At 39.2% G+C, this 15,031-nt stretch carries 11 protein-coding genes; 9 read left to right on the top strand and 2 right to left on the bottom strand.

The window, feature by feature from the left end:
• The first annotated feature begins 3 nt into the window (after positions 1 to 3).
• From asnB to ABC371_RS06080, 4 genes are all read left to right on the top strand, one after another.
• On the top strand, positions 4 to 1,851 hold the full coding sequence (gene asnB, locus ABC371_RS06065) for an asparagine synthase (glutamine-hydrolyzing) (protein ID WP_412895967.1): 1,848 nt from the start codon (positions 4 to 6) through the stop codon (positions 1,849 to 1,851).
• Between the two features lie 96 nt (positions 1,852 to 1,947).
• Positions 1,948 to 2,733 carry a C39 family peptidase gene (locus ABC371_RS06070; RefSeq protein ID WP_412895968.1) on the top strand — a complete coding sequence of 262 codons (786 nt, stop codon included), beginning with the start codon at positions 1,948 to 1,950 and terminating at the stop codon, positions 2,731 to 2,733.
• A 19-nt stretch (positions 2,734 to 2,752) separates the two neighbouring features.
• A complete protein-coding gene (cuyB, locus tag ABC371_RS06075; RefSeq protein WP_412895969.1) occupies positions 2,753 to 3,460 on the top strand; it encodes a cysteate racemase in 708 nt (235 codons plus the stop codon).
• A 288-nt stretch (positions 3,461 to 3,748) separates the two neighbouring features.
• The gene (locus ABC371_RS06080) at positions 3,749 to 5,056 is read left to right on the top strand and encodes a murein hydrolase activator EnvC family protein (protein WP_412895970.1); all 1,308 of its coding nucleotides are present in this window, start codon (positions 3,749 to 3,751) and stop codon (positions 5,054 to 5,056) included.
• Between the two features lie 92 nt (positions 5,057 to 5,148).
• Here ABC371_RS06080 and ABC371_RS06085 read toward each other — a convergent pair whose 3' ends face one another.
• Positions 5,149 to 5,874 carry a Crp/Fnr family transcriptional regulator gene (locus ABC371_RS06085; protein WP_412895971.1) on the bottom strand — a complete coding sequence of 242 codons (726 nt, stop codon included), beginning with the start codon at positions 5,872 to 5,874 and terminating at the stop codon, positions 5,149 to 5,151.
• 453 nt (positions 5,875 to 6,327) lie between these two features.
• Here ABC371_RS06085 and ABC371_RS06090 point away from each other — a divergent pair, with 453 nt between their 5' ends.
• Together ABC371_RS06090 and odhB are read left to right on the top strand one after the other, a co-directional pair.
• On the top strand, positions 6,328 to 9,168 hold the full coding sequence (locus tag ABC371_RS06090) for a 2-oxoglutarate dehydrogenase E1 component (protein ID WP_412895972.1): 2,841 nt from the start codon (positions 6,328 to 6,330) through the stop codon (positions 9,166 to 9,168).
• Positions 9,165 to 10,418 (top strand): 2-oxoglutarate dehydrogenase complex dihydrolipoyllysine-residue succinyltransferase, encoded by a 1,254-nt coding sequence (odhB, locus tag ABC371_RS06095; protein WP_412895973.1) that lies wholly within the window; start codon positions 9,165 to 9,167, stop codon positions 10,416 to 10,418. Before ABC371_RS06090 ends, odhB begins: the two co-directional genes overlap by 4 nt.
• Positions 10,419 to 10,532: 114 nt before the next feature.
• On the opposite strand, the gene gdhA is transcribed toward odhB, so the two are convergent.
• Positions 10,533 to 11,912, bottom strand: a complete 1,380-nt coding sequence (gdhA, locus tag ABC371_RS06100; protein ID WP_412899287.1) for an NADP-specific glutamate dehydrogenase — start codon at positions 11,910 to 11,912, stop codon at positions 10,533 to 10,535.
• A 233-nt stretch (positions 11,913 to 12,145) separates the two neighbouring features.
• On the opposite strand from gdhA, the gene gltC reads away from it, so the two are divergent.
• From gltC to pfkB, 3 genes are all read left to right on the top strand, one after another.
• Positions 12,146 to 13,051 (top strand): glutamate biosynthesis transcriptional regulator GltC, encoded by a 906-nt coding sequence (gltC, locus tag ABC371_RS06105; RefSeq protein WP_412895974.1) that lies wholly within the window; start codon positions 12,146 to 12,148, stop codon positions 13,049 to 13,051.
• Positions 13,052 to 13,367: 316 nt separating this feature from the next.
• A complete protein-coding gene (locus tag ABC371_RS06110) occupies positions 13,368 to 14,123 on the top strand; it encodes a DeoR/GlpR family DNA-binding transcription regulator (RefSeq protein WP_412899288.1) in 756 nt (251 codons plus the stop codon).
• Positions 14,120 to 15,031: a 1-phosphofructokinase gene (pfkB, locus tag ABC371_RS06115; RefSeq protein ID WP_412895975.1), complete on the top strand. Its 912-nt coding sequence runs from the start codon at positions 14,120 to 14,122 to the stop codon at positions 15,029 to 15,031. The genes ABC371_RS06110 and pfkB overlap by 4 nt, the downstream gene beginning before the upstream one ends.

Below are 15,031 nucleotides of genomic sequence, written 5' to 3' on the forward strand. Positions count from 1 at the left end.
ACTATGTGTGGCTTCGTTGGTTTTGCTGATTCAAAGCTTGAAATAGATAAAGTACAAGTAATTAATGATATGATGGACACAATTATTCATAGAGGTCCTGATAGTGGTAACTATTTTTCCGATGATCAAGCAACCTTAGGCTTTCGTCGCCTAAGCATCATTGATTTATCTGAAGAGGGAAACCAGCCTATGCTCAATGAAGATGGTAGCTGTGTTTTAGTTTTCAATGGTGAAATTTACAACTATCAAGAGCTTCGCGAGGATCTTATTGCAAAAGGGCATATTTTTAAATGTGATTCTGACAGTGAAGTTGTCGTTCATGCATACGAGGAATATGGAGTTGACCTTTTACAAAAGGTTCGCGGGATGTTTGCATTTGCGATTTGGGATAAGAACAATGAATCCATGTTTTTAGCACGTGATTTCTTTGGGATAAAGCCTTTATACTATACGCAAAATACAACAGATAACTCTCTTATCTTCGGATCTGAAATTAAGTCATTTTTAAAACAGCCAGCTTTTAAGAAAGAGTTAAATAAAGATGCGATAAAGCCTTATTTAACCTTCCAATATTCAGTACTTGATGAGACTTTTTTCAAAGGTGTCTATAAATTAAAGCCTGGTCATTACATGCTCTACAAAAAAGGAAATATCGAAATCAAGCCTTATTGGGATATTGACTTTGACTCCGATGATAAAGGGCTTGACCATTATATTGAAGAAATTAACAATACCTTAAAGGAATCGGTAAATTACCATAAAATTAGTGATGTAAAAGTTGGTTCCTTCCTTTCAGGCGGGGTTGATTCAAGTTATATCACGGCTTTATTAATGCCAAATAAAACATTTTCTGTAGGATTCCAGGATCACGAGGGAATCTTCAATGAAACAAACTTGGCAAAGGATTTATCTGATATCCTAGAAATTGAGAACTATAAAGAATTGATGACAGCAGATCAGGCGTTTGAAATGCTGCCTACTATCCAATATCACATGGATGAGCCGCAATCAAACCTATCTTCCGTTCCATTATACTTTTTATCTAAATTAGCAAGTGAGCATGTAACAGTTGTTCTTTCCGGTGAGGGAGCAGATGAAATTTTTGGTGGCTATGCATGGTACCAAAAGTCTGGAAAGCTAGAAAAATACGAAAAGATTCCATATGGAATTCGACGTGTGATTTCCGGAATTAGTGCTGCGCTACCGCAAAATAAAATCACAAACTTCCTTGTGAAGGGTGGCCAACCGGTTGAGGAGAAATTCATCGGTCAAGCGAGAATATTTGAGGAAGAAGATGCTCGCAAAGTCCTAAAAGATGAATATCAAACAGGCCCTTCTATACAAAATATTACGAAAAAAGTATATGATAAGGTTAAGGGGAAAGATGACGTTACAAAAATGCAGTATCTTGACCTGAAGCTTTGGCTGCCAGGGGATATCCTCCTAAAAGCAGACAAAATGAGTATGGCACACTCTATTGAATTACGGGTACCATTTTTAGATAAAGAAGTCATGTCAATGGCATCCCACATCCCTAGTGATTTACGAGTGAATGATATTGATACCAAATATGCTCTTCGTGCTGCATCTGAAAAGGTGCTACCTGAAGAATGGGCAAAACGTGAAAAAGTAGGATTCCCAGTCCCAATGAGACACTGGCTCCGTGAAGAGAAATACTACAAAATCGTAAAAGAAATGTTCGAATCCGATATTGCAAAAGAATTCTTCCAAACAGAAGAGCTTTTGAGATACCTTGAAGACCATTACCATGGAAGACATAACTATGCAAGAAACATCTATACGGTTTATGTATTCCTTGTATGGTATAAGAAATTTTTCATCGAGTTATAAAATCAGTTTTTTCACATATAAATGGTTTCTAGTAATTGTCTAACTTTATTCAGCAAAAGGAACCCGCGTTAAGAGTGGGGGGAGGGGCAGATAGAAGTGAAAAAAATAGTAACGGGATTATTATTTTTGAATCTCATATGTGTCATATATTTATTATTAAATGTTGAAACCGTTAAGGGAATTGCTAGAAGCGTGGTTTCTGGAACCGATGGAGTGTTTTCAGGGCTTACAACTGTGTATGCCCAGGAAGCGAATCCATATCGAGAAGTATTGAATGGTAAAATTGAGGTATTTATTCCGGTTGAAAAGGTACTGCAGTTACCGGAATTACCGAACGGCTGTGAAATTACTTCGTTAACTTCTATTTTAAATTTTAATGGCTATAACGTTTCTAAATTAGACCTGGCTGATAACTATTTGCCGAAGGAGCCCTTTAAAACGGTCAACAATGTATTGTATGGACCAGATCCGAATAAGGCATATGCTGGAAACCCACGGCAATGGAGTGGATTCTTTTCCTATGCGCCTCCAATTGTAAAGGCAGCTCAGGCTTACATAGATGAGGTGGGAGCTAAGTTAGAACCTATAGACCTAAGTGGGAGTTCTCGTGAGGAAATCATGATGGAACTTGAAGAGGGGAACCCTGTAGTGATTTGGGTAACTTTAGACTTAAGTAAGAAGAAAGTGAATTATTCTTGGAATATTAACAACACAAACACAGAGTTCAATGCACCGACGAATTTACACTCAGTTGTCCTAAATGGCTATATAGGTAACAAGGTGCATGTCATGGATCCGTTGCAGGGACAAATCACCTATGATGCAGATGCATTTTTTGCAAGCTATGAGGACTTAGGGAGTCATGCAATGACAGTAAAGTAATTAGGAAATAGGTGTTAACATGGAACAAAAAACATTAGGTGTTATCGGTGGCATGGGTCCAAAGGCAACCTCTGTTTTCTTTGATAAGATTGTTAATCGAACAGATGCTCATAAGGACCAAGACCATCTCAATATGGTCATTCTTAATCATGCAACCCTTCCAGACCGAACCCATGCAATTCTTACAAATACAGGTGAAACGTTTTTAAACGACGTCAAACATGATTTCAAGCTGCTAGAAGAAGCAGGGGTCGCGAACATTGCCATTCCTTGTAACACTTCTCATTATTTTTACGATGAGCTGCAGAAGATGACAAAGATCCCGATTATCAACATGGTCGAAGAGACCATTAAGGATATTCATGATATGTTTGGGGAAGGTGCGAGGATTGGTATTCTTGCCACAAACGGGACGATTCAGAGCGGAATCTATGCGGATGTTTGTAAGAAGTATAACCTAACTCTTCATGCCCCGAATGATAGCTTACAAGAAAAGGTTATGGACATTATTTATAATAATGTCAAAAGTGACCTTGACGTTGATTCGAATGAGCTTGAAGACTTGATCATGCATCTTGTTGAAAAAGAAAATTGTAAAATAGTCATTTTGGCGTGTACGGAATTATCTTGCATAAAATTAAATGATCATGCTGCGAAGTATAGTATTGACGCAATGAATGTACTAGTGGAGAGATCGATTTTACGCTCTGGCAAACGTCTAAAATAAATGTTTGGAGTATGATAGGAAACTCGTCTAATAAGGCGAGTTTTTTATTTTGAGACACGGTCTGTGCGTCTTTGGTATTTGTCGAAAAGTCTTTGCGAAATCCAGTGTTTTCAACAGAATGTGAAATATATTTGTAATATTACTTTGACGTTTTGAGACAAATTTTTATGTTATAATACAAAACATGAGAATATATAGCAAAATATGATAATTGTGGTGAAAGAAATATATTTTTTCACACATTAAAATGATAGATTGCTAGGTTGGTAGAAGGGGGATGCTATTTCGTTGAAGCGCAAACTTCTAATGGTTGGAGTAGGTATATCGATAGGACTCGGAAGTTTATTGACGGCCATGCCTAATACTGCATTAGCGACTCAAAAAAATGAACAGCTAGAAAGTGAAAAGAAAGAAGTTCAGGAAAAGAAATCAGAGCTAGAGTCTGAAATTACTCAAAAAGAAGAAAAAATCGGTGAAATTAAACAACAAAAAGTCGGTGTTGAACAGGAAATTAAACGACTTGATACTGCCGTAAGTGAAACGCGCAGTAAAATTGAGGGTACAAAAGCACAAATTCAAGAAACGAAAGAAGAAATTGAACGACTAGAAGCGGAAATGAAGGTTCTTGAGGAACGTATTCACAAGCGGGACGAGCTTATTAAAGAGCGGATGCGCAGCCTACAGCAGAGCGGTGGAGTGGTTAGTTATGTGGACGTATTGCTCGGTGCAAAAAGCTTTAATGACTTTATAAATCGGGTAAGCGCAGTATCTACGTTCGTACAAGCTGACCGTGAAATCATGAAAGAGCATGAATCGGACATTAAACAACTTGAAGAAAACAAAGAAGAAGTTAAAACTCTGCTTGTGCAACAGGAAGATCAGTTGAAGGAACTTGATCGGTTAGAAGTCCAGCTACAGGGTCATATTCAAGAACAAAATAAAGTAATGGCCCAATTAGAGGTTGAAGAGCAAAAGATGCACGATGAGCTTCATGCATTGGAGGATGTCGGAGAGTTATTAGCCGCACAGGAAAAGGCGATCCAGATGGAAATCAACGCGTGGAACCAAAGGCAAAAAGAGCTTGAGGAGCAGCGAAGAAAAGCTGAGGAAGAGCGGAAAAAAGCGGAAGTGGAAGGGACTACACCGCCTCCACCACCACCACCTGTTGTGAACAATGGGGCATTTATCAACCCAACAACAGGGCGTTTAACTTCAGGTTTTGGAATGCGTTGGGGAAAAATGCACTTTGGGATTGATATTGGAAAAGGTGGTCGTGTAGGAAATGTTCCAATCTATGCAGCTGCTAGCGGAACGGTTACACGCTCTCGTCTAGAAAGCAGTTATGGAAATGTCATCATGATTACCCACTATATCAATGGACGTCAAATGACAACTGTCTATGCCCATTTAGATCAACGTTTTGTTAGTCAGTATGACCGTGTAGAACAAGGTCAATTGATTGGCTACATGGGGAATACTGGTGACTCAACGGGGCCACATCTTCACTTTGAAATCTATGACGGACCATATAGCCCGACCCAATACAGTGGAGGACATTCAAACGCAGTTAATCCACTTCAATATGTGTCATATTGATGATAGAAGCAAAACGCCTGACCTCAGATGGTCGGGCGTTTTTGCTTTTGAGACAAAAATCACCCCACATTTAAAAATGTGGGGATACACCTTTATAATGTTTTTGCCTTCTTTTTTAAGCCCTCAAGATCAAGGATATGAATATTCCTTTGACCATTTACCTCAATGAGGTTTTCTGAAATAAACTTAACAAATTTCCGGCTGATGGTCTCAGGCGTTGTGCCAATAAGAGAAGCCAAAACTTTTTTCGTAATAGGAAGCTTAAAGCGACCATCTTTGGAGCGAACTCGGTTATTGAACAAAAGGAGTACACTTGCTAACCGTTGCTCGACCTCCATTAAGCTTAGTAAACTCATCCACTCGTCAGCTTGATAAATTCTTTCGTTTAATGCCCGCATAAAGCGTAGTGCCATTTTATGATTGCGTTCTAATGTATTAAAAAAGTCCTGTTTCTGAATGGTATAGATAACGGTGTCACTAATTGCAACCGCATTTGCATAATGATTTTCTGATTGAAGCATCGCAGACTGACCAAAAAAGTCGTCAGGGAATAACAGGCGAACAATTTGTTCCTTTCCATCCTCTGCCACCTTTGTGATTTTAATAATGCCCTCTCCAATAATATAGAGAGTGTCAGAAGGGTCACCTTCTCTAAAAATCACATCCCCTTTGTGATAATCACGAATTTGAACGACATTTTTTAAAAGATTCATTTCCTCCTCATTTAAACCTTGAAAAATAGGTACCTGACAAATATAGCTTGGATCATGTGGACTGCTAATCATACAGAACACTTTTTCTCCTTTCAAAATGCCCATAAAATGCGGACTCCTGTTGTACTTTAGTTTACCTACCCTGTCGAAGTCTAAACGGTCTTTGGTTCTAAAAGTGCAAATAGATCAACAACTTTTTAAACGGTTTCTTTACTTCAAGTGGAATATTGTACTACAATAGAGACTTCACTTTATGTTATTCCAAATCTTATATTTTACTTTAGCAAAATTCCTTTGAAAACTTGATTTATATCAAGGAAACTTTCTGCTTTCAACTATAAGATAAGGATAACATATTTAATCTGAATTATGACTATATAATGACTCTTATTTTGCCTGCTTTTCTGGCTTTTTTCTGGAAAATTACAATGTAAGCATTTTACTAGAAATTAACTGGTAATGGGGTATAGTATGGGTAGACGTCATAGTTCTATAAAATAAAAATTTGTCTATTAAGTATTACAAAGTATGCAATGTAATATGGAGGCTAACAACAAAATGGATAACCAACAAAGGAAAAATGTGTGGGAGTCATTCTATGGCCCAAATATGGGTTATGTCTTTGACATGTATGAAAAATACAAGAATGATCCAAGTTCAGTAGACCCATCTGTGAAAGCGCTTTTCGAAGAACTTGGTCCACCACCAGCAGATGAGCAAGAAACAACAGCAGAAGTAGTAAGTGGGGGCATCTCACCGAAGACAATCAAGACAATTACATCTGGAAGTAAATTAATCAAAAACATTCGTGCATATGGGCATTTAGCAGCTGATATCTATCCGCTTCGCACTAGACCGAAGCCAGATACAAGCTTTTTAGAGCCAAGTTATTACAATCTCACGAAAGAAGAATTAATGGATATTCCAGCGACATATATTTGGGAGGAAGCTCCTTCATCCGTTCAAACCGGTTGGGATGCATATGAACATTTAAAAGCTGTTTATACGCAAACCATTGCTTATGAATTTGGACATGTTGATGCTGAAGATGAAAGACAATGGTTAAGACAGCAGGTTGAAATCAATGGAATTGGCTTAAAGCTTAGTGCGGATGAAAAGAAACAACTTGCAGAGCGTCTAATGAATGTAGACGGCTTTGAGAAGTTCTTACACAAAACATTCGTTGGTCAAAAGCGCTTCTCAATCGAAGGATTGGATATGCTGGTACCAATGCTGGAACGCTTAATTCAAGAAGGCAGTAGTGATGGCACCGACAATATTATGATCGGTATGGCTCACCGCGGCCGATTAAATGTGTTGGCACATGTTCTTCACAAGCCATATGAACTGATTTTCTCCGAGTTCCATCATTCACCAAACAAAGATTTGATTCCATCTGAAGGTTCAAGAGGAATTAACTATGGTTGGTCTGGTGATGTGAAATATCACTTGGGAGCTGACCGAAAGTTTAAAGGTCCTAAGGAGCATGTAACTCGTATTAATCTTGCGAACAATCCAAGTCACCTAGAGTTCGTTAACCCTGTTGTATTAGGGCTTACCCGTGCTGCACAGGACAACACTAGAAAAGCTGGATACCCTGTTCAAGATAAGCAAAGTGCAATTAGTGTCCTTATTCATGGTGACGCGGCTTTCCCTGGTGAAGGTGTGGTAGCCGAAACATTAAACTTAAGCAGATTGAAAGGCTATGAAACTGGCGGAACGGTTCATATCATTGCCAATAATATGGTTGGGTTCACAACCAATAATACAGATTCTCGTTCAACACGTTTTGCAAGTGACCTAGCGAAAGGGTATGAAATTCCGATTTTGCGTGTCAATGCAGATGACCCTGAAGCATGTCTTTCAGCGATTCATTTTGCTTATGAATACCGTAAGCGTTTTGAAAAAGATATTTTAATTGATTTAGTTGGATACAGACGTTTTGGTCACAACGAAATGGATGACCCAAGTGTTACGCAGCCACTATTGTACAAGAAAATTGCAAATCACCCTGTTATTGCTGATAAATATGGTAATGAACTTGTTGCCGGGAACGTGGTGACAACTGAGGAGCTTGCTGCAAAACGTGAAGAATTCATGCAAAGTCTTCAAACAATTTATGATGATTTTGTCGAAAATGAAGAGCGTGTGAAGCCGAAGAAGCCAAAAGCTTTATCTGCAATTCCAGAATTCGATACGACAGTACCTGCTGAGCTATTACGTAGCATGAATAAGGGATTACTACAATGGCCACAATCTTTATCTGTGTATCCAAAGCTTGAGCGTATATTAAAGCGCCGCGAAACGGCTCTGGATGAAGACAATAAAGTAGACTGGGCATTGGCTGAAACACTAGCATTCGGATCTGTTCTTGCAGAAGGAAAAACAGTTCGCTTAACGGGTCAGGATAGTGAAAGAGGTACATTTGCCCATCGTCATGTGGCGCTTAATGACTATGAAACTAATGAAAAATATATCCCATTACACAATATCCCAGAAGCTAAAGCTTCATTCTCTATCTATAACAGCCCATTATCTGAAACTGCTGTTCTTGGATTTGAGTATGGGTATAGTGTTCAAGATGAGAATGCGCTTGTCCTTTGGGAAGCACAGTTTGGCGACTTTGTGAACGTTGCTCAGCCAATTATTGACCAATTCATTTCTTCAGGTCATGCGAAGTGGGGGCAAAAATCAGGTCTTGTGATGCTTTTACCACATGGATATGAAGGACAGGGTCCAGAGCACTCAAGTGGTAGAGTAGAACGTTTCTTAAATGCAGCCGGGGAATATAACTGGATTGTTGCGAACGTAACTAGTGCTTCACAATACTTCCATTTATTAAGAAGACAATCAATGCTTACTTCAACGGATGAAGCAAGACCGTTGATCGTCATGACGCCGAAGAGTCTGCTTCGTCACCCACAAACAGCTTCATCACTAGCTGATTTAACAAATGGAAGCTTCAAGCCATTACTTGAGCAGCCGGGAATGGGAACTGAGAAAGAGAAAGTAACACGCTTAATACTTTGTACTGGTAAAGTAGCGATTGACCTAGCAACAGAAGCAGCGAACTTACCTACCGAACAAGCAGAAAGCTTGCATATTGCAAGAGTGGAACAACTGTATCCATTCCCTAAGAAAGAGGTAGAGGCATTAGTTAGTCAGTATCCAAACCTTAAAGAGGTTGTTTGGGTTCAAGAAGAGCCTAAGAATATGGGAGCATGGCCAGCTCTACACCCAGTATTAATGGATGTTTTATCTGAAGGGATTAAAGTTGATTATATTGGTAGACCGAAACGATCAAGTCCAGCTACGGGCGACCCAGATATTCATAAACAAGAACAAGCTTGGATCATGCAAGATGCATTGCATATAGACAAAGGAGGGAATCAGCAATGATCGAAATTAAAGTACCGGAATTAGCTGAGTCCATTACAGAAGGAACAATTGTTGAATGGTTAAAAAAAGAAGGCGAACTCGTTAACAAAGGTGAGTCAATCGCTGAACTTGAAACTGACAAAGTAAATGTTGAAATTAACAGTGAACATACAGGGGTTATTAAGGAATTTTTATTCCAACCAGGCGATAATGTCGAAGTAGGTCAAGTGATTGCAAAGCTTGATGAAAATGGTTCTGAATCAAGTGCTCCGCCGCAAGAAGCAGCACCGTCTGAAGAGCCTAAAGCGGCAGCACCAGCACCAGAAGAAAAACAAGAGCCGGCTGCAGCTGAAACTGCAGAAGAAAAAGGCAAGCAAGCTATTGCTTCACCAGCAGCTAGAAAACGAGCAAGAGAGCTTGGAATTGATTTAAATGAAGTTCCATACAAAGATCCACTTGGTCGCGTTCGTGTTGAAGGCGTAGAAGCTTATAAGCAAGCACAAGGTAGTCCAGCACCAGCTCCTGCAGCAAAACAACCTGCAGCGGCACCAGTAGTAAATGACGACCCACGTGTAGAGCGTATTAAAATGTCTAGACGTCGTCAAACTATTGCAAAACGTCTTGTTGAAGCACAGCACACTGCTGCGATGCTAACAACATTTAACGAAGTAGATATGACAGCTGTGATGGATGTGAGAGCTCGTCGTAAAGATGCTTTCCTTAAAAAGCATGGCGTCAAACTTGGTTTCATGTCCTTCTTTACAAAAGCTGTTATCGGTGCATTAAAGGCATATCCATTTGTTAATGCTGAAATTCAAGGAAACGAAATTCTTCTTAAAAAGTTCTACGACATCGGCATTGCTGTTTCTGCAGAAGAAGGGTTAGTTGTACCAGTTGTACGTAATGCTGACACATTAAGCTTTGCGGGAATTGAAAGTGAAATTGCCCGCCTAGCAGAAAAAGCAAGAAACAACCAATTAGGTTTAAGTGACCTACAAGGTGGTACATTCACAATTACAAACGGTGGTACATTCGGTTCTCTGAATTCAACTCCGATTATTAACGCACCACAGGTTGGTATTTTAGGAATGCACAAAATCCAAAGACGTCCAGTAGTTGTAGATAATAAAGACACTGTTGAAGTACGTCCGATGATGTATGTGGCGCTATCTTATGACCACAGAATTATCGACGGTAAGGATGCTGTAGGGTTCCTTGTGAAGGTAAAAGAACTATTAGAGGATCCAGAAGATCTATTATTAGAAGGTTGATCTTAAATAAGGCATATGTTCCAATTATTGGGGCATGTGCTTTTTGCTTTAAGGGGTACAAAAAACGCTGCTTTCCATAATAGGAAAACAGCGTTTTATATGCTTATGCTTATATTAGATTACACCGTGAGCGATCATAGCGTCAGCTACCTTTAAGAAGCCAGCGATGTTAGCTCCATATACAAGGTTTCCTGGATGACCGTATTCTTCAGCAGCATCCATGCTGTTGCGATAGATGGAGGCCATGATATCTTGTAGCTTGCTGTCCACTTCTTCGAATGACCAAGAAAGTCTCATGCTGTTTTGTGACATTTCAAGAGCAGAAACGGCAACTCCACCGGCATTGACAGCTTTCGCGGGTCCAAAGAGAACACCACTTTCAAGGAATAAATCAATTGCTTCCAATGTAGAAGGCATGTTGGCACCTTCACCAACAGCTTTTACTCCATTTGAAATAAGAGTTTGAGCAGACTCGCTATCAATTTCGTTTTGTGTTGCACATGGTAATGCAATATCACAAGGAATCGACCAGATTCCTGTACAGCCTTCAACATATTCTGCTTCTGGGTGCTCTACCACATACTCTTTAATACGTTTCCGTTCTACTTCTTTGATACGTTTAATTGTTTCTAGATTTAAGCCATTCTCGTCGTAAATATAGCCGTTTGAATCACTACATGCAACAACCTTGGCACCGAGCTGTTCTGCTTTTTCAATGGCATAGATCGATACATTGCCGGATCCTGATACGACTACTGTACTTCCTTCGAAACAAAGTCCTTGTTCTTTCAACATTTCTTCTACAAAATAGACAGTGCCGTAACCTGTTGCTTCAGTACGAACTAAGCTACCACCGTACCCAAGACCTTTTCCAGTAAGTACACCTGCCTCAAAGCCACCGCGAAGCTTTTTGTATTGACCAAACATATAGCCAACTTCCCTTGCGCCTACACCGATATCTCCAGCTGGAACGTCGACGTCTGGTCCAATATGTCTGCTTAGTTCTGTCATAAAGCTTTGTGTAAAGCGCATGATTTCGTTTTCCGATTTTCCTTTAGGGTCAAAATCTGATCCACCTTTACCACCACCAATTGGTAGGCCTGTTAAGGAGTTTTTCAGAATTTGCTCAAAGCCAAGGAACTTAATGATACTTGCATTTACGGAAGGATGGAAACGCAATCCGCCTTTATAAGGGCCAAGTGCACTGTTAAACTGTACACGATAGCCACGATTTACATGGATTTGGCCTTGGTCATCAACCCAAGGTACTCGGAATGTAATCATTCTTTCCGGTTCAACGAGTCTTTCTAGTATGGCGTGCTTCATGTACTTTGGATTTTTAGCAAATACAGGTACAAGCGAAAGGAAAATTTCTTTCACTGCCTGGTGAAACTCAGGTTCGTGAGGATTTCTCTTCTTAACCTCCTCATATACTTTGTTCATATAATCGGTTGCTTGTTTTAACTCTGGTACAGGAATAGACTGTTCGATCATAGCCATCGTGTACATTCACCCTTTCTTTGCTATATATTTTTTCAAGGATGTTCAAAAAGTCAGGTGAACTTTTCACCTTCTTTTTTTGAACAAACCCTTCATTTAAAATCAACGGACAAATTTTTATCTATAAATTCTTGATATTAATTATTGTATAATGAATAATTAATCTAAACAATATTAATAAAAGATATAAACGATGCCGAAATGAGATGAATCGAGGAGGAAGCCCATTGGAACTCAGACAACTCACCTATTTTATTGAAGTTGCTAAACGAGAACATGTTACAGAAGCGGCAAATTCCATGCATATTGCCCAATCAGCGGTTAGTAGGCAATTATTCAATCTAGAGTCCGAATTAGGCGTAGACTTATTTATACGGGATGGACGAAATGTGAAACTCACACCGATTGGAAGAGTTTTTTTAGATCATGTTGAGCAGGCATTAAATGTATTGGATAATGCTAGACGCGAGATTGAAGAATATTTAGACCCAGAACGCGGAACGATTCGAATTGGATTTCCAAGTAGCTTGGCTGCTCATACGTTGCCAACGGTTGTATCGGCATTTCGAGACAAGCATCCTAAAGTGAAGTTTTCATTGTCACAAGGGAATTACTATTCGTTAGTCGAGCGGGTAAAAACGGGTGAAATTGATATGGCATTGCTCGGACCTGTACCAAACCAGGAAAAGAAACTGATCGGAACCACTTTGTTTACCGATAGAATGGTAGCCCTATTGCATCGCTCACACCCACTGTCATCCAATAAGTCGTTGAGTCTAAGTCAGTTAAAGGAAGAGCAATTTGTGTTATTTCCTAATGGGTTTGTGTTACGTGATATTATCGTTAAAGCATGTAATCAACTTGGTTTTCAGCCGACCGTTTCATTCGAAGGAGAAGATATTGATGCAATCAAGGGACTAGTATCGGCAGGACTTGGGATTACAATCATACCTGAAATAACCTTGATTGAAAATATTCCGCATTCGACTGTAAAGCTCCCAGTTGTACAACCAGAAGTAACCCGTTCAGTAGGTGTTATTATTCCCAGAGAACGAAAATTGCTTCCAACGGAACAACTCTTTTATGACTTTTTAAAGGACTATTTCTCATTTTTAGACAAATTTCAATATTGACCCTCGTTGTATTTCCTCGGAAATAGGGGAGGATTGTCGATTGTTGGGGAGCCGATTAAAGGCTCCCTAAAGACTGTTGTCAAGCCCTCGCATATAGCCCTCACTATAATCGCTCATCTGCTCATGAAATAACTCAACAAGACGAAAGAATTTCCGATTTTTTAATGATGGATTCTTAGATTTCTAGCCTTAGCTTTTTTGTGATCAAAGGAAATAATTTCATATGAATGAATTTGATTGGAAATGAACGTTTTTGATTGATTTATAAAAACGGCTTCAATATAATGAGAGTACAATCCATTAAGGAAGTGACATGATGTTAACTCCAGAAAGACATCGGCTTATCTTATCCTTACTAAAGGAACACGGTGTTGTGAAACTTCAAGAGTTAATCGAAAGAACGAATTCTTCGGAATCAACAATTCGTCGTGATCTAGTGCAACTTGAACAAGAAAATCAGTTAAAAAGGGTTCACGGTGGTGCTGCTCTTTTACAAGGAAATAGAACAGAGCCGAGTTATAAAGAAAAAACAGCAAAGAATATAAAAGAAAAAATGGCGATCGCTAAATTTGCTTCTCAGCTCATTCAAGAGGGCGACTCTATTTTTCTAGATGCAGGGACAACTACACAGGAACTCATCCCGTTTCTTGACCACGAAGGACTTACAGTAGTAACGAATGGCGTACATTTAATTGAGCCATTGCTTGAAAAAGGAATCGCAACCTATCTCATTGGTGGGATTATTAAACCACAAACGAAAGCGATGATTGGGAGTAGAGCGTTATCTAGCTTAAACCTTTATCGGTTTGATAAATGCTTTTTAGGGGTGAATGGGATTGATTTGAAATACGGCTTTACAACCCCTGATCCTGAAGAAGCACTGATTAAACAAACAGCAATGGGCTTGGCCAAGAAAAGTTTCATTTTAGCTGATCATTCAAAATTCAATGAGGTTTCATTTTCGAAAATATCTTCATTAAAGGATGCCGTTTTAATCACAGATGATGGATTAACAAAAAAAGAACTTACATCCTATCAGGAACATATCAACATAAAGGTTGTGACAACATGATTTACACAGTTACATTAAACCCCTCCATCGATTATTTTATCGAGTTGGATGATTTTAAGGTAGGAGAACTAAATCGCATTAAAAACGATCGGAAAAGCCCTGGCGGAAAAGGGATAAATGTTTCAATGGTATTGAAAAATGTCGGAATAAGTAGTGTTGCCTTAGGGTTTGTTGGCGGCTTTACGGGAAAGTTTTTAGTTGATACGTTAACGGAAAAGAACATCCAGACAGACTTTGTTGCTGTTGAAGGTGACACAAGAATTAATGTAAAGCTTCATTCAAATATCGAGACAGAGCTAAATGGGGCTGGTCCAAATATTTCATCTGTCGAACTTGAGCAACTTTTTGAAAAGGTTAATCAGCTTCAAAAAGGGGATGTGTTGGTTCTAGCTGGTAGTATTCCGTCATCATTGCCGTCCACATTGTACCAGCAAATCGCCAATAACTTAAAGGACAAGGAAGTTAAAGTTGTCGTTGATGCTACAAAAGACTTATTAGTCGGAGTCCTTCCGTATAAGCCATTTCTAATCAAACCCAATCATCACGAACTAGGTGAAATTTTTGGTGTTGAGATAAAAAATGCAGAAGAAGCCATACCATATGGGAAAAAGCTTATTGAAATGGGAGCGGAGCACGTAATCGTTTCGATGGCAGACAAGGGTAGTTTGCTTTTTGTAGGAAACGAAGTCTACTCTGCAAATATTCCAGATGGAAAACTTATAAACTCGATTGGTGCTGGAGACTCTGTCGTGGCAGGTTTTATTGCATCGTATTCAAAGAATCAAAACGCAACTAAAAGCTTTCACTTTGGGGCAACAGCAGGCAGTGCAACAGCCTATTTAGAAGGATTAGCAACAGAAGAGAAAATAAATAAATTAATATCACAAGTACAAGTGAAGAAGTTATAG

The sequence above is a fragment of the Bacillus jepli genome (assembly GCF_047238305.1).
Lineage (GTDB): Bacteria > Bacillota > Bacilli > Bacillales > Bacillaceae_L > Ferdinandcohnia.